19 protein-coding genes are annotated in these 18,852 nt (G+C 67.3%); 18 read left to right on the top strand and 1 reads right to left on the bottom strand.

Annotated elements, in window-relative coordinates:
• Positions 1-131: 131 nt before the first annotated feature.
• Genes OVY29_RS17375 through OVY29_RS17365 form a run of 3 tightly spaced genes read left to right on the top strand, consistent with a single transcriptional unit; the run spans position 132 to position 5,630 of the window.
• A complete protein-coding gene (locus OVY29_RS17375) occupies positions 132-920 on the top strand; it encodes an ImuA family protein (protein ID WP_037557509.1) in 789 nt (262 codons plus the stop codon).
• On the top strand, positions 823-2,361 hold the full coding sequence (locus tag OVY29_RS17370; RefSeq protein WP_037557376.1) for a Y-family DNA polymerase: 1,539 nt from the start codon (positions 823-825) through the stop codon (positions 2,359-2,361). Before OVY29_RS17375 ends, OVY29_RS17370 begins: the two co-directional genes overlap by 98 nt.
• A complete protein-coding gene (locus tag OVY29_RS17365; RefSeq protein WP_313911800.1) occupies positions 2,358-5,630 on the top strand; it encodes an error-prone DNA polymerase in 3,273 nt (1,090 codons plus the stop codon). The genes OVY29_RS17370 and OVY29_RS17365 overlap by 4 nt, the downstream gene beginning before the upstream one ends.
• Before the next feature lie 222 nt (positions 5,631-5,852).
• On the opposite strand, the gene OVY29_RS17360 is transcribed toward OVY29_RS17365, so the two are convergent.
• Positions 5,853-6,671 carry a flagellin gene (locus tag OVY29_RS17360; RefSeq protein ID WP_037557378.1) on the bottom strand — a complete coding sequence of 273 codons (819 nt, stop codon included), beginning with the start codon at positions 6,669-6,671 and terminating at the stop codon, positions 5,853-5,855.
• 246 nt (positions 6,672-6,917) lie between these two features.
• Here OVY29_RS17360 and fliE point away from each other — a divergent pair, with 246 nt between their 5' ends.
• The 15 genes from fliE (at position 6,918) to OVY29_RS17285 (ending at position 18,844) form a co-directional block, all read left to right on the top strand.
• Complete coding sequence (gene fliE, locus OVY29_RS17355; protein WP_037557379.1) at positions 6,918-7,262, top strand: flagellar hook-basal body complex protein FliE; 345 nt, start codon at positions 6,918-6,920, stop codon at positions 7,260-7,262.
• A 3-nt stretch (positions 7,263-7,265) separates the two neighbouring features.
• Entirely contained in the window at positions 7,266-8,921 is a 1,656-nt protein-coding gene (fliF, locus tag OVY29_RS17350; RefSeq protein ID WP_313911799.1) for a flagellar basal-body MS-ring/collar protein FliF, read from the top strand.
• Positions 8,914-9,945 carry a flagellar motor switch protein FliG gene (gene fliG / locus OVY29_RS17345; RefSeq protein WP_052182462.1) on the top strand — a complete coding sequence of 344 codons (1,032 nt, stop codon included), beginning with the start codon at positions 8,914-8,916 and terminating at the stop codon, positions 9,943-9,945. The genes fliF and fliG overlap by 8 nt, the downstream gene beginning before the upstream one ends.
• Entirely contained in the window at positions 9,938-10,534 is a 597-nt protein-coding gene (locus OVY29_RS17340) for a FliH/SctL family protein (RefSeq protein ID WP_037557382.1), read from the top strand. The genes fliG and OVY29_RS17340 overlap by 8 nt, the downstream gene beginning before the upstream one ends.
• Positions 10,531-11,862, top strand: a complete 1,332-nt coding sequence (locus OVY29_RS17335; protein ID WP_037557383.1) for a FliI/YscN family ATPase — start codon at positions 10,531-10,533, stop codon at positions 11,860-11,862. Before OVY29_RS17340 ends, OVY29_RS17335 begins: the two co-directional genes overlap by 4 nt.
• Positions 11,859-12,305, top strand: a complete 447-nt coding sequence (locus tag OVY29_RS17330) for a hypothetical protein (protein WP_037557384.1) — start codon at positions 11,859-11,861, stop codon at positions 12,303-12,305. Before OVY29_RS17335 ends, OVY29_RS17330 begins: the two co-directional genes overlap by 4 nt.
• The gene (locus OVY29_RS17325; RefSeq protein ID WP_313911798.1) at positions 12,302-13,474 is read left to right on the top strand and encodes a flagellar hook-length control protein FliK; all 1,173 of its coding nucleotides are present in this window, start codon (positions 12,302-12,304) and stop codon (positions 13,472-13,474) included. The genes OVY29_RS17330 and OVY29_RS17325 overlap by 4 nt, the downstream gene beginning before the upstream one ends.
• A 17-nt stretch (positions 13,475-13,491) precedes the next feature.
• Positions 13,492-14,097: a flagellar basal body-associated protein FliL gene (gene fliL / locus OVY29_RS17320; RefSeq protein ID WP_037557387.1), complete on the top strand. Its 606-nt coding sequence runs from the start codon at positions 13,492-13,494 to the stop codon at positions 14,095-14,097.
• Complete coding sequence (locus tag OVY29_RS17315; protein WP_037557388.1) at positions 14,094-15,044, top strand: flagellar motor switch protein FliM; 951 nt, start codon at positions 14,094-14,096, stop codon at positions 15,042-15,044. The genes fliL and OVY29_RS17315 overlap by 4 nt, the downstream gene beginning before the upstream one ends.
• Positions 15,037-15,369, top strand: coding sequence for a flagellar motor switch protein FliN (fliN, locus tag OVY29_RS17310; protein ID WP_037557389.1), 333 nt, complete (start codon positions 15,037-15,039; stop codon positions 15,367-15,369). Before OVY29_RS17315 ends, fliN begins: the two co-directional genes overlap by 8 nt.
• Positions 15,369-15,647, top strand: coding sequence for a flagellar biosynthetic protein FliO (locus OVY29_RS17305; RefSeq protein ID WP_037557390.1), 279 nt, complete (start codon positions 15,369-15,371; stop codon positions 15,645-15,647). The genes fliN and OVY29_RS17305 overlap by 1 nt, the downstream gene beginning before the upstream one ends.
• Entirely contained in the window at positions 15,637-16,407 is a 771-nt protein-coding gene (fliP, locus tag OVY29_RS17300; RefSeq protein ID WP_037557391.1) for a flagellar type III secretion system pore protein FliP, read from the top strand. Before OVY29_RS17305 ends, fliP begins: the two co-directional genes overlap by 11 nt.
• Before the next feature lie 228 nt (positions 16,408-16,635).
• The gene (locus OVY29_RS17295) at positions 16,636-16,905 is read left to right on the top strand and encodes a flagellar biosynthetic protein FliQ (RefSeq protein WP_037557392.1); all 270 of its coding nucleotides are present in this window, start codon (positions 16,636-16,638) and stop codon (positions 16,903-16,905) included.
• 16 nt (positions 16,906-16,921) lie between these two features.
• Entirely contained in the window at positions 16,922-17,701 is a 780-nt protein-coding gene (gene fliR / locus OVY29_RS17290) for a flagellar biosynthetic protein FliR (RefSeq protein WP_037557393.1), read from the top strand.
• A 3-nt stretch (positions 17,702-17,704) separates the two neighbouring features.
• Positions 17,705-18,844 (top strand): flagellar biosynthesis protein FlhB, encoded by a 1,140-nt coding sequence (locus OVY29_RS17285; RefSeq protein WP_037557394.1) that lies wholly within the window; start codon positions 17,705-17,707, stop codon positions 18,842-18,844.
• Positions 18,845-18,852 lie beyond the last annotated feature (8 nt).

Raw genomic sequence — 18,852 nt, 5'->3', positions numbered from 1 at the left:
TGATCCGGGGTCCACGACCACGCCGCCGGAATGGATGCCGGATCAGTCCGGCATGACGATCAGGGGCGATATCGACTCATCTTGACAATAGCCCCCGCTCGCACGCTAATAGAACATATCAGGAACAAATGATGCGCGAGTCGTCTCACCCTCTCGCCGGGCTGCGCCAACGCATCGCCCGGATCGCCGCCAGCGACGGCGTGGAAAGCCGCCGGGGCGAAGGCTGGCTGGCGAGCGGCCACGCGCGCTTCGACGACGCGTTCGGCGGTGGGCTCGCGGTCGGACGCACCCATGAATTTTTCGCCGCCGACGCGCTCGATGCGACGAGCGCCGCCGCCTTCGCGGCGCTCGTCGCGCTGCGCACGCCGGGCAAGGCGCCACTGATCTGGCTGCGTACAAGCGACGCCGGCAAGCGCAGCGGCCATATCTACGCCCCCGGCATCGCCGAACTCGGCGGCGATCCCGACCGGCTGCTCCTCGTCGAGGCGGCCGACCCCAAGATGCTGCTCGCCTGTGCGAACGATGCGATTCGCTGCGCGGGGTCGGCGGCGGTGATCGTCGAAAGCTGGGGAAAATTCCCTTTGCTCGACCTCACTGCCGGCCGCCGCCTTGCACTCGGCGCGCGCGATGCGGGCACCACTCTGCTGATGCTCCGCCTGAATGCCGTGCCGACGCCGAGCGTCGCCGAAACGCGCTGGAGCGTCGCCGCCGCGCCCTCGCACGCGCTCGAGGCCAATGCCCCCGGCGCGCCCGCCTTCGACCTCGAACTGCTGCGCTGGCGAGCCGGCCCCGCGGGGACGCGCTGGCGACTGGACTGGAACCATGACGAGAAATGCTTCGGAGAAGCGGCGCTATCTGGCGCTCTTCTTCCCCTTCCTGCCCGCCGAGCGATGGCTTCGCACCGCGCCGCGGCCGCCTGACGCCCCGCTCGTCTTCGCCGAGAAGCAGCGCGGCGCGATGCGCCTCGCGAGCGTCGATGCGGCGGCGCTCGCGGTCGGGCTGCGGCCCGGCATGCCGCTCGCCGATGCGCGGGCGCAGGTCGGCGAGCTTATGGTCGTTCCGCACGATCCGGTGCTCGATGCGGAATGGCTCGACCGGCTCGCGCAGGGCTCTGCGCGCTACACGCCGCTCGTCGCGCTCGACGCGCCCGACGGGCTGATCCTCGACATCGCGGGCGCCGCGCATCTCTTCGGCGACGAGGCGGGACTGATCGCCGACGTCGAGATGCGCCTCGCGCGCCTTGGCATGACGCTGCGCCACGCGCTCGGCCCGACCGCCGACGCCGCCCGCGCGCTCGCGCGTTATCAGGCGCGCCCCGCTCCCGACGAAGCCAGCGCGATTCGCCGCCTGCCCGTCGCCGCGCTCGAACTCGAAGCCGAGGCGACGACCGCGCTCGTCCGCGCAGGATTGAAGACGATCGGCGACCTTGCGAGCCGCCCGATGGCGAACCTCGCCGCGCGCTTCGGCGCCGATGCCGCGATGGCGCTGCGCCGCATATTGGGCGATTCGCCAAGCCCGCTCGACCCGCGCGTGACGCCACCGCCGGTCGCCGCCGAACGCCGCTTCGCCGAGCCGCTCGGCAGCACGGTACACGCGACCAAAGTCCTCACCGAACTCGCCGCCGAAGCCATTGAGGAGCTTGGCGAACGCGGCAAGGGTGGGCGCCATTTCCGCGCGACCTTCTTTCGCAGCGACGGCCTCGCGCGGACGATCGCGATCGAGACCGGGCACCCGACGCGCGACGCCGGGCTCGTCATGCGCCTGTTCGCCGAGCGCATGGACGGCCTCGCCGACCCGCTCGACCCCGGTTTCGGCTTCGACATGATCCGCCTCGCGGTACCGCGGATCGAGGCGCTCGGCGCGAGCCAGCTGGGGCTCGAGGGCGGCGCGGTCAAGGAGGCTGCGATCGACGAACTCGCCGACCGGCTCGCGACGCGGCTCGGGCGCGGGCGCGTGCGACGGCTGCGTCCCGCCGACACGCATATCCCCGAACAGGCGCAGCTCGAACTGCCCGCGATCGACGCGCCCGCGCCGCTGCCCTGGCAGGCGCCCGAGCCGGGCGAACCGCCGACGCGTCCCTTCCACCTCTTCGACCCGCCGCAGCCGATCGAGGTGATCGCCGAGGTCCCCGACGGCCCGCCGCAGCGTTTCCGCTGGCGCCGCGCCTTCCATGCGATCCGCCGCTACGAAGGCCCCGAACGCATCGCCGCCGAATGGTGGCGGCGCCGTGACAATGGCGGGCTGACGCGCGACTATTACCGCGTCGAGGATGCGCAGGGCCGCCGCTTCTGGCTCTTCCGCCACGGCCTCTACGACGAAAAGCCCGACCCGCGCTGGTATATCCACGGGGTCTTCGCATGAGCGAGGCATCCGAAACCGAGCCCGGCTTCGCCGAGCTGGTCGCCGCGACCAACTACAGCTTCTTGCGCGGCGCCTCGCATCCCGCCGACATGGTTGCGGAAGCGCTGGCGCTCGGCATGAAGGGCATCGGCATCGCGGACCGCAACAGTGTCGCGGGGGTGGTGCGGGCGTGGGCTTTTTTGAAGGAACAGCAGGTCAAACAGCCCGAGATGGTGAAGGACTTCCGGCTCGTGGTCGGGGCAAGGCTCGTCTTCGCCGACGGCACTCCCGACATCGTCGCCTATCCCGTCGATCGCCAAGGCTGGGGACGACTGACGCGCCTTCTGTCGACCGGAAACCTGCGCGCGCAAAAGGGCGACTGCATTCTCCATCTCGAAGACCTGCTCGATCATTGCGACGATCTCCTCCTCATCGCGATGGAAGGCGACGAGGAGTTGCTCCGCACCCTCAAAAGCAAGCGGCCGAAGTCGGTCTGGCTGGCCGCCACGATGCCGCAATCGGGCGCCGACGCGCGCCGGCTGGCCGAACTCCAGCGCGTGTCGGCGGCAACCGGCGTTCCCCTGCTCGCGACCAACGACGCACTTTATGCAACCAAGAAACAGCGCCCGCTTCACGATATCATCACCTGCATCCGCGAAGGCACGACGATCTCGAAAGCCGGCAAGCTGCTTCGCGCCAATGGCGAGCGTTATCTGAAAGCGCCCGCCGAGATGAAACGCCTGTTCGAGGGTTATCCGAAGGCAATCGAAGCAAGCACAAGGCTGCTCGCACGCATCGGCTTTCGCCTCGAAGACTTGCAATATGAATATCCGCACGAGCCGGTGCCGCTGGGGTGGAAGCCCTTCAACTATCTCCATCATCTGGTGAAGACCGCTGCGGAGGAGCGGTATGGCACGCCGCTGAAGCCGAAAATTCGCAAGCTCATCGGCAATGAGCTCCGCCTGATCCGGCGTCGGAACTATGTCTATTATTTCCTGACCGTCTATGATCTCGTCCGCTTCGCCCGCGCGCAGGAACCGCCGATCCTGTGCCAAGGTCGCGGATCGGCTGCCAATTCGATCGTCTGTTTTTTGCTGGGTGTCACGTCGGTCGATCCCGACGAGCATAAGCTGCTTTTCTCACGCTTCGTGTCAGCCGAGCGCGACGAGCCGCCCGATATCGACGTCGATTTCGAACATGAGCGGCGCGAGGAGGTTATCCAATATATCTACGACCGTTATACGCGCGATCGCGCCGCGATCGCCGCGACCGTCATCCACTATCGGCCGCGCAGTACAATCCGCGAGGTCGGCAAGGCGCTGGGTCTCAGCGAGGATGTCACCGCGCGGCTCGCCGACACAAGCTGGGGGAGCTGGGGCGACGAGGTACCGGTTGAACGCCTCGTTGAGGCAGGTCTCAATCCACACAATGGCGAGATCGAACGGCTGCACCGTTTCGTCGGCGAACTGCTCAAGGCGCCGCGCCATCTATCGCAGCATGTCGGCGGGTTTGTGCTGACCGAAGGGCGGCTTGACGAACTCGTCCCGATTCACAACGCTGCGATGGAGGATCGCACCTTCATCGAGTGGGACAAGGACGACATCGACGCGCTCGGTCTGATGAAGGTCGATGTGCTCGCGCTCGGCATGCTGACCTGCATCCGTAAATGTTACGACCTGATGCGCGAACATGGGCTGGGCCATTACACGCTGGAACTCGACATCGATTGCAAGGACGAAGCCGTCTACAAAATGCTCCAGCGCGGCGACAGCATCGGCGTGTTCCAGGTCGAGAGCCGGGCGCAAATCAACATGCTGCCGCGATTAAAGCCTGAAAAATTCTACGATCTGGTTGTGCAGGTTGCGATCGTTCGCCCGGGTCCTATCGAAGGCGACATGGTCCACCCCTATCTGCGTCGACGCAACAAGGAGGAGAAAGTAGAATATCCTTCCCCCTCTCCTCAATATCCCCAAGATGAACTCGTCGATGTTCTGGGCGACACCTACGGCGTTCCACTCTTCCAGGAACAGGCGATGAAACTCGCTATCGTCGCGGCAGACTTCACTCCCGAGGAAGCGAATGGACTGCGGCGCGCCATGGCAACGTTTCGTAATGTGGGCACGATCGACAATTTCCGGGAGAAGATGGTCGGGGGCATGGTGCGTCGTGGCTACAAGCAGGATTTCGCCGAACGCTGTTTCAAGCAAATCGAGGGCTTCGGCAGCTATGGTTTTCCCGAAAGCCATGCGCAATCCTTTGCGCGGCTCGTCTATGTCTCCTCATGGATCAAGCATTACCATCCCGCGGTCTTCGCGTGCGGCATCCTCAATTCGCAGCCGATGGGCTTTTACGCCCCCGCGCAGCTCGTGCGCGATGCGCGCGAGCATGGGGTCGAGGTGCGCGCGGTCGATGTGAATGCGAGCGACTGGGACAACAGCCTCGAACGAAAGGACGACGGCAGCCTCGCGTTGCGGCTCGGCTTTCGGCAGGTCGACGGGTTTCGCGAAGAGTGGGCGGCGCAGATCGCTTTGGCGCGCACTACGCCTTTCGCTTCGATCGAGGAACTCGCACGCCGCGCCAATCTGCCGTCGCGCGCGCTGCGCCTTCTCGCCGATGCCGATGCGTGCCGCTCGATGGGGCTCGACCGGCGTCCGGCGCTGTGGGATGCGCGGCGCGTTCGGCAGGGCGTGCTGCCGCTGTTCGCCGCCGCCGAGGCGAACGAACTCGGCTTCGAGGAGGATGCCGCACTGCCGCCGACGCCGATGGTCGAGCATGTGCTCACCGACTATCAGACGACGCGCTTGTCGCTGAAAGGCCATCCGATGGCATTCTTGCGCGATGATTTCGAGCGCGAAGGCGTGCTGAGCGCGGCCGGGGTCGCGGCGGCGAAGAACGGATCGATCGTGCGCACCGCCGGCGTCGTGCTGATCCGCCAGCGACCCGGCAAAGGCAATGCGATCTTCATCACGCTCGAGGATGAGGGCGGGATCGTCAACATATTGCTGTGGGCGCGCCTTTTCGAACGCCAGCGGCGCGCGGTGATGGCATCGCGGCTGATGCTCGCCGAGGGCGAGGTGCAACGGAGCAAGGAAGGGGTGATCCACCTGATGGCGACGCGGATCGTCGACCGCACGGCGATGCTCGATACGCTAGGGAGCGACCGGCGCTTCGATCCCGACGTCTGCCGCGCCGACGAGGTCCGTCATCCGCAGCCGCCGCGCGGCCATGCGGCGCAGCACGGCCATCCGCGCAACGTCCGAATCCTGCCAAAATCGCGCGATTTTCATTGATGGATCGTTTTCCGGCTAACGCCGGAAGCGGCGCCGGCCCGCTCCCCGCCCGGCCTCCCGACATAGTATTCTATGGGAGGCCGGGTGGGGGAGCGGGCCGGTGCCGCGCCTTCGCGCAAAAAAGAAAAAAGAAAAAAGAAGATGCCCCGGCTGTGGGGGCCGGGGCATCCAATCAGGCTATCTAAGGGACCAACCGAATATAGCCTGAAATGTTCGCGAAACTTAGCGGAGCAGGTTCATCACGCCCTGCGAGCTCTGGTTCGCTTGGGCGAGCATCGCGGTCGACGCCTGCGCCAGGATGCCGGCGGCCGCGAGGTTCGTCGATTCGACCGAGAAATCGGCGTCTTCGATGCGCGACTTCGCTTCCGACAGATTCGTGACGCTCGACGTCAAATTGTCGACAGCCGAGGTCAGGCGGTTCTGCTGGGCACCGAGGTTGGCGCGTTCGGTCGCAACCGTGTCGATCGCCGTGTCGAGCGTCGCCAGCGCGCCCTGCGCACCCGCCGCGGTCGAGAAGTCGAGCGCGTCAACACCAAGCGCGGCAGCCTGCAGATCGGCAACCGTGATATTCACGACCTGGCCGGTATCGAGACCCGTCTGGATGTCGAAGCCCGCGGCGACACTGCCGTTGAGCAGCACATTGTCGTTGAACGTGGTGCGGGTCGCGACGTCGCCGATCTGCGAAATCAGCGCGGTAACTTCTTCCTGCACCAGCGTACGGTCGTCGTCGCTGAGCGTGCCCGTCGAGGCCTGCATCGCCAGTTCACGCATACGGACGAGGATGTCCGAGATGCTGCCGGCGGCGCTGTCGGCGGTCTGGGCGAGCGAAATGCCGTCGTTGGCATTGCGGATCGCCTGGGTCAGGCCGCGGGCGCTGGCGTCCATGCGGGTCGCGATGGCGAGGCCGGCGGCGTCGTCCTTCGCGCTGTTGATGCGCTTGCCGCTCGACAGGCGTTCCATCGCCTGCGACTGCATTTGGCCTGCGACACGCGAGTTGTTCTGGGCGCGAAGCGCGCTCACATTGGTGTTGATGACAGTCATCTTTGTTCCTTTCCGGCCTCGATGGCCATTCCCGTGATGTGAGGGCTCGAGGAGCGGTCACGAAGCCAGTAACGGCGCGCGGCGGCAGCGCTTAAGCCCGGCGCGTCAAAAAAATGCCGAAAGTCGCCCACAGGCCGGGTGCACCTTATTTAAACTACTGAAAATATTAGATAAATATTTTTGGCACGAGCTTTGCATCTTTGTGCGTGCGGCAGACCGCCGCGCAACAGGACGGATGAAGAAGCAATGAGCACGATTGACCCGAGCCGGCTGCTGCAGATGCGCAGTTCGATCCTCAATCAGAACCAGGCGTTGCAGCGCGCCGCGGGCCGCGGCGGCATCGGCGCGGCCGAAGGCGGCGCGGCGGGCACTCCCGATTTCGGCGCCGCGATCAACAATGCGCTGCAACAGGTCAACGCCCAGCAGTCGAAGGCGAGCCAGATCACCGAAGCCTATGAGCGCGGCGACACGCACGACATCGTCAGCGTGATGATCGAGCGCCAGAAAGCCTCGCTCGGCTTCGAAACCACGCTGCAAGTCCGCAACAAGCTGCTGTCCGCGTACCGCGACATCATGAACATGCCGGTGTAATCCATGGCCGAAGCGCAAATCCTGACCCCCGTCGACGACGGATCCGCGAACCGCCTCCCCGCCCCCGTCCTGGGCGGTCGCTTCGCACCCGTGAGCCAGTTCATCCGCCAGCCGGCGGTGCAGCGCGCGCTGCCCGCGATCGCGATGACGTCGGCGATCGGCATCGCCGCGCTCGCCTATTTCACGATGCAGGCGGCGCCGCAGGCGCAGCTGTTCGCCGGGCTCGACGACGCCGACAAGGCGGCGGTCGCCGAAGCGCTCCAGTCGCAGGGCATCGCGCACAGCATCGATGGTTCGACCGGCGCGCTCACCGTCGATGCCGACAAGCTGCATCAGGCGCGCATCGCGCTCGCCGGACAGGGCCTCCCCAAGGCGGCGCCGAGCGGCGACAGCCTGATCGCTTCGCTCCCCATGGGGTCGAGCCGCGCGATCGAGGGCGAAGCGCTGCGCTCGGCGCGCGAAGCCGACCTGTCGCGCACGATCGAGACGATCGACGCGGTCAAGAGCGCGCGTGTCCATGTCGCCGCCGCCGAACCCAGCCTGTTCGTGCGCGACGACAAGCCCGCCACCGCGTCGGTGATGCTGACGTTGCAGAATGGCCGCTCGCTCAGCGACGGGCAGGTGCAGGCGATCCGCTTCCTCGTCGCCTCGTCGGTGCCCGGCATGAACGCCGATCAGGTGTCGGTGATCGATCAGCGCGGCGCGCTGCTCTCCGACACCGCGAGCGGCAGCGACATGAAGGCGTTCCAGATGCAATTGCAGGTCGAGGACCGGTTCCGCCGCGCGCTCGACACCTTGCTCGGCCCGATGCTCGGCGCCGGCAATTATACCGTCGAGGTCCACGCCGACGTCGACATGTCCGAAAGCCAGGCAACGCGCGAAAGCTTCCCCGAGAACGACCGCGCGCTGACCAGCGAGCAGATCACCCGTTCGACCAGCGGCACGAGCGCCCCCGCCGTCGGCATTCCCGGCGCGCTGTCGAACCAGCCGCCGCAGGCGACGACGGTCACCGCCGAAGGGCCGCAGCCGGCCCCGGCCGGCGCGCCCCCCGCACCCGGCGTCGAGAGCAATGAAAATGCCGCGCGCGCCTATGAAGTCGGCCGCGAGATTTCGGTCACCCATTCGCCGCAGGGCAGGCTGCGCCGCGTCTCGGTCGCCGTCGCGCTCAATCAGGGCAAGAAGGCGCTGACGCAGGCCGACCTGACCAAGATCGACAGTCTGGTGAAGGGCGCGATCGGCTTTGACGCCGCGCGCGGCGACCTCGTCGCGATCAACCAGCGCCCGTTCGTGGCTGTAGAAAACACCGAGCCCGCCTTTTACGATCAGGGCTGGTTCCTGCCGCTGGTCAAGCAGGTCGGCGCGATCCTCGCCGCGCTGCTCGCCTTCCTCTTCATCGGTCGCCCGATGATCCGCGCGGCCAAGGAACGCGCCGCCAGACGCGCCGAACAGAATCAGGAGCTCGAAGCGTCGCTGCTCGCCGCGACCGACCGCCCGGCGCTCGCCAACGGATCGAACCATCGCGAAATCACGCTCGAGATGATCGAACAGGCGCCGAGCTATGAAGCGCGCGCCAATCTCGTCCGCGCCTTCGTCCGCCAGGATTCGGCACGCGCCGCGCTCGTCGTCCGCCACCTGATGCAGGAGGGCGCCCGTGCCTGAGCTCGCCGAACTGGATAATGCGCCCGCGATGCCCGCGATCGAAGGATCGGCCGCCGCCGCGATCCTGCTGATGCTGCTCGACGAGAGCGAAGCCGCGACGATCCTGAAGCAGCTCGACCCCGACGAGGTGCGCCAGCTCGCCAAAGCGATGTTCGACACCGCCAACGCCAGCGAGCAGCAGATCGGACAGGCGCTCGACCGTTTCGTCACGCGCAGCCGCGACGTCAGCGCGCTCGCGATCGGCGCCGACACGCGCATCCGCACGGTGATCAACGAAGCCGTCGGCAACGTCCGCGCCGACAATATCCTCGCCGCCGTCGCGCCGCAGCGCAGCGCCGCGTCGCTCGAAATGCTGCGCTGGATGGACGTCGATGCGATCAGCGGCCTGCTCGCGAGCGAGCATCCGCAGGTGGGCGCGCTGATCCTGTCGGTGCTCGTCCCCGACGTCGCCGCACGCGCGATCGAGACGCTCGACGAAGTGCTGCAGGCCGATCTGGTACTGCGCGCCGCAATGCTCACCTCGGTCCCCGCCGCCGCGATCGAGGATCTCGAATCGGTACTCGCCAGCGCCAATGTCGATGGCCAGCGCGTCGCCAAGCAGGCGATCGGCGGCCCGAGCGACGTCGCCAAGATCATGAAGAAGATGCCGAAGCAGCTTTCCGAACGCACGATCCGCGCGCTCAAGAAGCACGATCGCATCCTCGCGCAGACGATCGAGGAAGAAATGTTCATCTTCGAAAATCTGCGCGACCTCGACAAAAAGAGCCTCAGCAGCGTGCTGCGCTCGGTCGATGCCGCCCAGCTCGCGATCGCGCTCAAGGGCGCCGACGAGGATATGGTCGACATGTGCCTCGCCACCATGTCGCAGCGCGCCGCGGAAACGATCCGCGACGAAATGGACGAGATGACGATGGTCAAGCGCGCCGACGTCGACGACGCGCAGAAGAGCGTGATGCAGATCGTGCGCCAGATGGCCGCGGCCGGCGAGATCATGATCGCGGGCGGAGGCGACGATTATGTCTGATCGTGCCGTCGAAACCGGCTTCGTCCCCGTCAACCTTGCCGATGCAATGGCGCGCGGCGGTTTTCGTCCGCTGTCCTTCGCGCCCGCCTCTCCGGTGCAGTCGGAGGAGCCCGAAGGCGTCAATGAAATCGATCTCGACGACCCTTTCGCGCTCGGCCTCGCCGAAGGCCAGCGTCTGGCCGAAGCCGCCTTCGTCGCCGAACGCCACCAGCTGCTCGCGCTGCTCGCCGCCGCCGAGGCGCTGCAGGACGAACCGAGCGAAGAGCTGGCGCAGCTGATCGCCGCGACCGTCGAACGCCTCGTCCGCCAGATCGTCGCCACCGCGCCGATCGACGCCGAATGGCTGCGCGCACAGGTCGAAACCGCCGCGGCGATGATCGCCGACGCCGACAAGGCGCGCACTTTGTGGGTCCATCCCGACGATGCCGCGCTGCTCGCGGACTGCCCGCTTGCGATGGCGGTCGAGAGCGACGCGGCGATGATGCGGGGCACCGTCCGCATCGAAACCTCGACCGGCTGGATCGAGCATGGCCGTGCGGTCTATCTTGAGGAGTTGCGCGCCGCGCTTGGCGAAAGCGAAGCCGCATGACGCGCCGCCTCGCCCTCTCCGCGCAGCAATTGCTCGACCCCGTCGACCTGGCGCACGCCAGCCCGCGCCGCATCGGCACGCTCGTCTCGCACGAGGGCATCATGCTCGAAGTCTCGGGTTTTCCGATGCCGCTCGGCAGCAATGTCCGCATCCGGTCGGCAGACAATGACTATGTCTATGGCGAGGTGGTCGGCTTTCGCGGTCACCGCAGCCTCGTCCTCCCCTTCGACTCGGGCAAGCCGCTCGTCACCGGCGCGCCCGTCGAACCGCACGGCGCGTCGAGCATGGTTCCGGTCGGCAAGGCTTTGCTCGGCCGCATCATGGACGCACAGGGCAATCCGCTCGACGGCCGCCCGGCGATCAAGTCGCAATTCCAGTGGCCGCTCGCCGGCCGCAAGGTCAATCCACTGCGCCGCGGCCGCGTCACGCGCGCGCTCAACATGGGGGTGCGCGCGATCAACGGCCTGCTCACGGTCGGCGAAGGCCAGCGCGTCGCGATCATCGCGGGGTCGGGCGTCGGCAAGTCGGTGCTGATGGGCCAGATGATCGCGGGCACCGAATGCGACGTCATCGTCGTCGGGCTGATCGGCGAACGCAGCCGCGAGGTCAGCGACTTCGTCGAAACCAAGTTGCCCCCCGAGGTGCGCAAGAAGTCGGTCGTCGTCGCGGTTCCCGCCGACCATCCGCCCTTGCTCCGCCTGCGCGCCGCGATGCGCGCAACCGCGATCGCCGAGGCCTTTCGCGCCGAAGGCAAGAAAGTGCTGCTGCTGATCGACAGCCTGACCCGCGTCGCGCATGCGCAGCGCGAGATCGGGCTGACGCTGGGCGAGCCGCCGACGATGAAGGGCTATCCGCCGTCGGTCTTCGCGCTCATCCCTTCGCTCTGCGAACGCGCCGGCATCGACCGCGAAACCGGCGGATCGGTCACCGCGCTCTACACCGTGCTCGCCGATGGCGGCGACATCGACGATCCCGTCGTCGACAGCGCGCGCGCGATCGTCGACGGCCATATCATCCTGTCGCGCCAGCTCGCCGAACAGGGCGTCTATCCTGCGATCGACGTCGCGCGATCGCTGTCGCGCACGATGGTCGATTCGGTCGACCCCGAACATGCCGCCGCCGCCGCGCGCTTTCGACAGCTCTGGTCGCTCTATGAAGAGAATCGCGACCTGATGCTGATGGGCGCTTACGTCGCCGGCGCCGATCCGGTGCTCGACACCGCGATCGCCCGCCACGCCGACCAGCTCGCCTATGTTTCGCAGCCTGCCAAGGCGCAGGTCGATTTCGACATTTCCCGCCAAGCCCTGATCGAAGGATATTCCGCATGAACGCCCGCACCGCACGCCGCAAACGCATCATCCGCGTGCGCTCCGTCGAACATCAGCTGGCCGAGGCCAATCTGGCGCGCGCCAATGGCGAACTGGCGAATCTCGTCGAGCTCGCCAAGCGGCTCGAAACGCTGCGCGTCGACCTGGCGATGGCGAAGGGCGCGGTCGCCGGCCGCGCGCTCAACACAATCGGCGAGCTCGCGATGCGGCTCGACATCGCGCAGGAAAGCCTGACCGCGCCGCTGGCGGGCGCGAGCCAGCGCCGCGACCAGATGGGCGCGCTCGCACAAAGCGCAATGGCGAAGGAAGAATCGGCGGTGCGCCTTTATGAACGCAGCCGCAAATCGGCCGAGGCCGAACGGGAACGCCGCGACGACGCGAACCGCCCGCACCGTCCGCGCACGGGCATGCGCCTGCGCCTGATCGAAGGCGGTGCGGCATGATGGGCGCGCCATCCCTTCCAACGCCGCAGGGCGCAATGCCCGCGGGCTTCGCGACCTTCCTTGCCAATATCGGCCAGCTTCCCGAAGGCGGTGAAGGCGGCGGTTTCGACCGGCTGCTCGCCGCGGCGCCGGTTACGGGCGCCCCCGCGGCCGCTGCGCCGATCGCCAAGGCGACAGCGGCGGTCGCGATCGTTACCGCGCCGACGGCCGAGGCCGTGCCCCCGCAGATCGATACCGCGCCGCTCAAAGCCGCCGTCAGCGTCGAAGCCCCGCTCGTCAAAGCGGAGCCTGCCGAAACAAACCCTGCCGCACTGGCTGCGACCCTGCTGGTCGCGCTGGGCGGCAGCGTGCCCGGCACGCCCGCACCCGGCAAGCCGGTGCCGGCCGAAAGCGAAGCGGATACCGCCCCCGACACGGCGGAACCGGGCGAAGCCGTCACCACCGCCGCCCCGGCGACCAATCTGGCTGCGGTCGTGGCCGCCACCATTCCGGCCGCCGCGAAGCCCGCCAAGCCGGTCGAGGCGCCGCAGGTCCGTGCCGACGCCGAGACACCGGCAACGCCGGTCGCCGCGCGCCCGCGCGACGCCAGCGCGCCGCTGCCGATCCCAGCCGGCACCGAAGCGCCGGCCGCAAAGCCCGTCGACGCCGCACCGTCGATGACGATCCTCTTCGCCCAACCCGCGGTGCAGGGCACCGCCATGGCGACCGAAGCCGCCGCACCCGCCCAAATCGCCGAGCGCGTGCTCGACATGGACAGCGACGGCGCGTGGATCGACCAGCTCGCGCGCGACATCGCCGCGACCAAGTCGGACAGCGGCGACATCAGCTTTCGCCTGATGCCGCGCCACCTCGGCCGGCTCGACGTCGCGATGCGACAAGGCGACGAGGGCGTCGCGCTGAAGATGGACACGCATCATGAAGCGACCGCGACGATCGTCACCGCCGCACAGGGCCGCCTCGTCGACGAACTGCGCCAGCAGGGCGTGCGCGTCACCGGCGCCGAAGTGACCTGCACGCCGGGCGAGACCGGACGCCAGTCGCAAAGCCAGGGCCAGGGGCAGGACCGTTCCGCCGCCGCTAACCCCACGCATCTTATCGAAACCGCCACCGAACGCGCCGAGCCGCGCGACGAAGCGCGCGCCGCGGACCGCCGCGGCCGCTTCGCCTGATCAGAAAGGGTCTCATCATGGCCAAGGATAATGTCGAAGGCGCCCCCAAGAAAAAGGGCAAGTTCAAAAAGCTGCTGCTGATCGGGGTCGCGGCGATCGCGCTGATCGGCGCCGGCGCGGGCGCGGGCATCTATTTCGGCGCGCTGCAGGCGCATGAAGCGAAGCCCGAGGATAATTATCCCAAGCTCGTCGTGCGCAGCGAGGACGGCGCCGAACCCGCCGCCGAGGGCGACAACAAGGAAGCGCCGCTCAAGGTCGGAACCGTCTCGGTCCCGAACGACAAGTTCAAGGTCGATCCGCGCACGTATGAGATCACCTATTATCCGATCACCGAAAGCTTCACGACGAACCTCGCCGACGGATCGGGCTTTTTGCAGATCGGTATCAGCCTTTCGACCTTCTACGACGGCAAGGTTATCAATAATATCAAACGGCAGGCAGTGCCGATCCGCTCGGTCGTGCTTATGGTGCTCGCCGAACAGAATCCGGCTCTGCTCTCCACATCAGAGGGGAAACAGCGGCTTCAACGCCAGTTGACGACCGCGATCAACGATGTGCTGCGCGAGAAGGAAGGTTTCGGGGGTATCGACAATGTCTATTTCACGAGTCTGGTGATCCAGTGACCACCGGCACGAAATCCGTCAAAGCCGTGAAGGCCCCAAGGGCTTCTCCACCGGCTCCCGCGGCCGCGCCCGCGGACAGCAAGGAATCGCTCCTGCTGCGCAAGGCGGCGGATAGCTATGCCTTTCCCGCGCTCGAGGGCGTCGCGAACCAGTTCGCGCGCAGCCTGCGCGACCTTATCCGCGCGCTCGGTGCGCCGGCGATTCAGGTCGAGCGCGCCGGCGCCGAACAGATGAGCTTTGCCGAGTGGAGCGCGTCGGCCGCGCCTGCGATCTTCTGGCGCTATCACGCGGCGCCGCTCAAAGGCCCGGTGCTGCTCGCCGGATCGCGCTCGCTGCTGCTCCAGCTCGTCGATATCTTCTATGGCGGCCGCGGCCAGCTCGCCGCCGAACGCGAAGAGCTGACCGACGCCGAAGACCGCTTCGCCGCGCGGCTCGGCCGCGACATCGGGATGCAGCTCGCCGCCGCCTGGCGCGGCAAGCTGGCACTCGAACCCGAACTCGACTGCGTTACCGCCGATCCGGCGAAGCTCGCCGCGGTGCGCGCCGAGGACGAATTGTTCGTGCAGCGTTTCACGCTGCGCGGCGCGCCTTTCGACGGGCGCGTCATCCTGTGCGCCTATCCGGTCGCGGCGCTGCGCGGGATCGCGGGCGACGAACTGCTTCCCGACATGCCGGCCGCCGGCGGCGGCGATCCGGTCTGGTCGGGCGCGCTCGACAAGGCGCTGCGCGACGTGCGCATGCCCGTTCGCTCGGTGCTCGCGCGTCCCGAGATCAGCCTCGTCAAGCTGCTCGCGCTCGAGGTCGGCGACATCATTCCGCTTTCCATGCCGCGCCATGTGCCGGTGACCGTCGCCGGGCGCAGCTTCGCGTTCGGCAGCATCGGCGAAGCCAATGGCAACGCCGCGATCATGATCGACCATATCGAAAAAGGACCGGACAATGACTGACATCGCCGACGCCCCGAAGGCGCGCGCCGACCGGCGCGACAAGAGCATCGCCGCCGCGCCCAATTTCGACCTGCTCGCCGGCGTCTCGCTGCGCGTGTCGGTCGAGGTCGGGTCGACCTCGATGACGCTTTCCGAGTTGCTCGCATTGGGCGAAGGCAGCGTGATCGAGCTCGATCGCGCCGCGACCGACCTGCTCGACATCTATGCCAACGGCACCCTCATCGCGAAGGGCGAAATCGTCAGCGTCGATGGCCGCTACGGCATTCAGGTCGCCGAAGTCGTCGCGCCGGCGCGCGGGCTCGAAGGCTTCGAACGGAGAGCCTGATGTTCGAATATATCCTCCGCCTGCTCATCCTGCTGCCGATCGTCGGCGGCATGGCGTGGGGCAGCCTGTGGCTGTGGAAGCGCGTCCAGATGGGCGTGCCGCTCGTCGGCGGCGCGACCAAGACGCGCGCGGTCGAAATGATCGACGTGCTGCCGCTCGGCCCGGGATCGAAGCTCGCGGTCGTCGAATTCGCGGGGCAGCGGATTCTCGTCGCGGTGTCGCGTAACGGGATCACGCGGATTGCCGACGACGCGCAGGGGGATTTCCATGTCGACTGACCGCCGCTTCTGGCTGCGTGCCGCGGCGCTCGCCGGCGGCGGCGCGCTGCTCTGCACCGCGCCGGCGGCCTATGCACAGGCGGCCGACGGCCTCAGCCGCGCGGTGAACGAGATCGGCGGCGACGGCCGACCCTTGAGCCTGTCGCTCCAGATCCTCGTCCTGATGAGCCTGCTGACGGTGCTGCCGTCGCTGCTGCTGATGATGACGAGCTTCACGCGGATCATCATCGTGCTGTCGATCCTGCGCCACGCGCTCGGGCTGCAACAGACGCCGCCGAACCAGGTGCTCGTCGGCCTCAGCCTCTTTCTCTCGCTGTTCGTGATGGCGCCGGTGATCAGCGAAGTGAACCGCGTCGCGATCGAACCTTATGGTCAGGAACAGATCGACATCGGCGAAGCGGTGTCGCGCTCGGGCGATGCGCTCCACGGTTTCATGATGAAGCAGACGCGCAAGACCGACCTGATGATGTTCGCGAAGATCGCCAAGGCGCCGAGCTATGCGAGCCCGAAGGACGTCCCCTTCTCGATCCTGCTCCCCGCCTTCGTCACCAGCGAGCTCAAGACCGCGTTCCAGATCGGCTTCCTCATCTTCCTCCCCTTCCTCGTCATCGACCTGATCGTCGCATCGGCACTGATGTCGCTCGGTATGATGATGCTGTCGCCGACGATCATATCGATGCCGTTCAAGCTGCTGCTCTTCGTCCTCGTCGACGGCTGGGCGCTGACGATGGGATCGCTCGCCTCCTCCTTCGTGAGTTAGGGTCCGGTACGATGGGATTGACCTACCTCGATTGCGCCGCGGCGCAGGTTTCCGGGGAGCACCGCGCGCCGCGGCGCTGGAGCCCCTTCGGAACCGGCCGCTTTTGGCCCATCGTCACATTGGTCCCCCAGCGGGACGTATCGCATCGCGGCGCTTCGCCTGCCCTGCACCGGGACAAAATCGAACCGGTCAGGGCGGGCCAGTCGCTCGACAGCAGGCACTGAGGCCATGGAAGCCGACTATTTCATCGGGGTCGCGCAGCAGTCGCTGTGGATCCTTGCGCTCGCCTCGGCGCCGCTGCTGTTGCCGGTGCTCGTCATCGGCGTGCTGCTCGGCATGGTGCAGGCGGCGACCTCGATCAACGAACAGACTTTGACCTTCGTGCCCAAGCTGATCGTCGCGGCGATCTGCCTCGCGATCTTCGGCGGCAGCATCCTCGTGCTGCTCACCGACTTCACGCGCGAGTTGTTCGCGCAGATTCCGGCGCTCGTCCGTTAGGGCTCGCGGCACGTCGATGAACCCCGCCGACATCCCGAATATCGAGGCGATGCTTCAGCTGTGGATGCTGGGGATGATCCGCCCCGGCGCCGCCTTTATCGCAGCGCCGGTGTTCGGCGCCGCGAATGTGCCGGTACAGCTTCGGCTCGTGATCGCGCTCGCGGTCGGGGTGCCCGCGGTCGCGGCATCGGGCATGGCGCTGCCGCCCGAAGGCATCGTGTCGGTTCCGGGCTTTTTCTTCGTCATCGGCGAGGTCGTGATCGGGCTCGCGATCGGCTTCGTGCTCCAGATGGGACTCGCCGCCGCCTTGCTCGCGGGCGAAGTGATCAGCAATGCGATGGGCCTCGGCTTCGCGTCGATGGTCGATCCGTTGAGCGGCGCGTCGAGTTCGGCGATCGGCCAGTTCCTGTCGATGATGGCGACGGCGCTCTTCCTCGCCGCCGACGGCCATCTGCTGCTGATCGACATCATCGTGGGCAGCTATGACGCGCTGCCGCCCGGCAACGCCTTTCCCTCGTGGGACGCGATCGGCGGCCTCATCCGCTTCGGGAGCCTGATGTTCGCGGCGGGGCTGACGATCGCGATGCCCGTCGGCTTCGTGCTCATTCTCGTCCAGATCATCATGGGCGTGATCGGCCGCTCGGCGCCCGCGCTCAACCTGTTCGCGGTCGGCATCCCCGCGACCCTGCTCGCCGGGATCGTGCTGCTCGGCGTCGCGACGCCCGCGATGGCCGAGGCGGTCGCGCGCATCCTCTCCGACGCGCTCGACGCCGCGCGCATGGTCGCGGGAATCTGAGCCATGGCCGAAGGCAGCGACAAGGACCAGAAAACCGAACAGCCGACCGCGAAGAAGCTCGCCGATTCGGCGCGCGAGGGCGATGTGCTGATATCGCGCGAGTTGGCGACCGCGCTGATGATGCTCGCCGCCGCGGGCTGGATCGTCGCCGCGGGCGGCTGGTTCGTCCAGTCGGCGGGCGACCTCGTCCGTCGCGGGCTGACGCTGACCGCAGCCGACGTCGCCGATTTCGCGCCCGCCGAGGCGCTGATGCGCAACGGCGTCGAGATTTTGCTGCCGCTCGCGAGCCTGTTCGCGCTCGCGCTCGGCGCCGCCGTCGCAGGTCCGGCGATGCTCGGCTCGATAGGCTGGCGCGGCAAGGCGCTCCACTTCAAGGGCAACCGGATCAACCCGCTGAGCGGGCTCAAACGCATGTTCGGCATGCAGGGCGCGACCGAGCTCGGCAAGGCGATCGCGAAAGTGCTGCTGCTCGGGACGATCGGTTACTGGCTCGTCGCAAGCAGTCTGCCCGCGATCATGACGATGGCATCGACCGACCTGATCGCCGCGATCGGCCTTGCCGGAAAGGCGGTCGGCCACGCGATGCTGACGCTCGCCGGCGGGCTCGTCGTCATCGCGCTGATCGATGTCCCGGTGCAATGGTTCCAGCGCAACAAGCGGCTGATGATGAGCAAGCAGGAGATCAAGGAGGAGATGCGCCAGTCCGACGGCGCCCCCGAACTCAAGCAGGCGCAGCGCCAGCGCGCACACGAGATTTTGAGCGGGTCGGCGCGCAAGGCGGTGTCGGAAGCGACCGTCGTCCTGACCAACCCGACGCATTTCTCGGTCGCGCTGCGCTATCGTCCCGGGACCGACGCCGCGCCGGTCGTCGTCGCGCGCGGACGCGGCGATGTCGCACTGTCGATCCGCGAGCTGGCGCGCGCCGCCAATGTGCCGATGCTCGAATATCCGCAGCTCACCCGCGCCATCTATTTCACCGCGCGCGCGGGCCGCGTGATTCCGGAAGAATTGTTCGTCGCGGTCGCGACCGTGCTCGCCTTCGTCTTCCAATTGGAACGCGCGGTCGCCGACGGGCTCAGCCAGCCTGCAGTCGACGTGCCGCCTTCGCACCGCTTCGATCCCGAAGGCCGGCGTCAGGCTTAATCTTCCCT

The organism is Sphingopyxis sp. SE2 (genome assembly GCF_032227185.1).
Taxonomy (GTDB): Bacteria; Pseudomonadota; Alphaproteobacteria; order Sphingomonadales; family Sphingomonadaceae; genus Sphingopyxis.
This window is presented reverse-complemented; position numbering and strand designations above follow the sequence as displayed.

Coding starts and splice junctions, on each gene's coding strand:
- OVY29_RS17375 (WP_037557509.1), top strand. CDS start 132: ATGCGCGAGTCGTCTCACCCTCTCGCCGGGCTGCGCCAACGCATCGCC.
- fliE (WP_037557379.1), top strand. CDS start 6,918: ATGAGCACGATTGACCCGAGCCGGCTGCTGCAGATGCGCAGTTCGATC.
- fliP (WP_037557391.1), top strand. CDS start 15,637: ATGTCGACTGACCGCCGCTTCTGGCTGCGTGCCGCGGCGCTCGCCGGC.
- OVY29_RS17295 (WP_037557392.1), top strand. CDS start 16,636: ATGGAAGCCGACTATTTCATCGGGGTCGCGCAGCAGTCGCTGTGGATC.
- OVY29_RS17305 (WP_037557390.1), top strand. CDS start 15,369: ATGTTCGAATATATCCTCCGCCTGCTCATCCTGCTGCCGATCGTCGGC.
- fliR (WP_037557393.1), top strand. CDS start 16,922: ATGAACCCCGCCGACATCCCGAATATCGAGGCGATGCTTCAGCTGTGG.
- OVY29_RS17340 (WP_037557382.1), top strand. CDS start 9,938: ATGTCTGATCGTGCCGTCGAAACCGGCTTCGTCCCCGTCAACCTTGCC.
- OVY29_RS17360 (WP_037557378.1), bottom strand. CDS start 6,671: ATGACTGTCATCAACACCAATGTGAGCGCGCTTCGCGCCCAGAACAAC.
- OVY29_RS17285 (WP_037557394.1), top strand. CDS start 17,705: ATGGCCGAAGGCAGCGACAAGGACCAGAAAACCGAACAGCCGACCGCG.
- OVY29_RS17335 (WP_037557383.1), top strand. CDS start 10,531: ATGACGCGCCGCCTCGCCCTCTCCGCGCAGCAATTGCTCGACCCCGTC.
- OVY29_RS17330 (WP_037557384.1), top strand. CDS start 11,859: ATGAACGCCCGCACCGCACGCCGCAAACGCATCATCCGCGTGCGCTCC.
- fliN (WP_037557389.1), top strand. CDS start 15,037: ATGACTGACATCGCCGACGCCCCGAAGGCGCGCGCCGACCGGCGCGAC.
- OVY29_RS17325 (WP_313911798.1), top strand. CDS start 12,302: ATGATGGGCGCGCCATCCCTTCCAACGCCGCAGGGCGCAATGCCCGCG.
- OVY29_RS17365 (WP_313911800.1), top strand. CDS start 2,358: ATGAGCGAGGCATCCGAAACCGAGCCCGGCTTCGCCGAGCTGGTCGCC.
- fliF (WP_313911799.1), top strand. CDS start 7,266: ATGGCCGAAGCGCAAATCCTGACCCCCGTCGACGACGGATCCGCGAAC.
- fliL (WP_037557387.1), top strand. CDS start 13,492: ATGGCCAAGGATAATGTCGAAGGCGCCCCCAAGAAAAAGGGCAAGTTC.
- OVY29_RS17370 (WP_037557376.1), top strand. CDS start 823: ATGACGAGAAATGCTTCGGAGAAGCGGCGCTATCTGGCGCTCTTCTTC.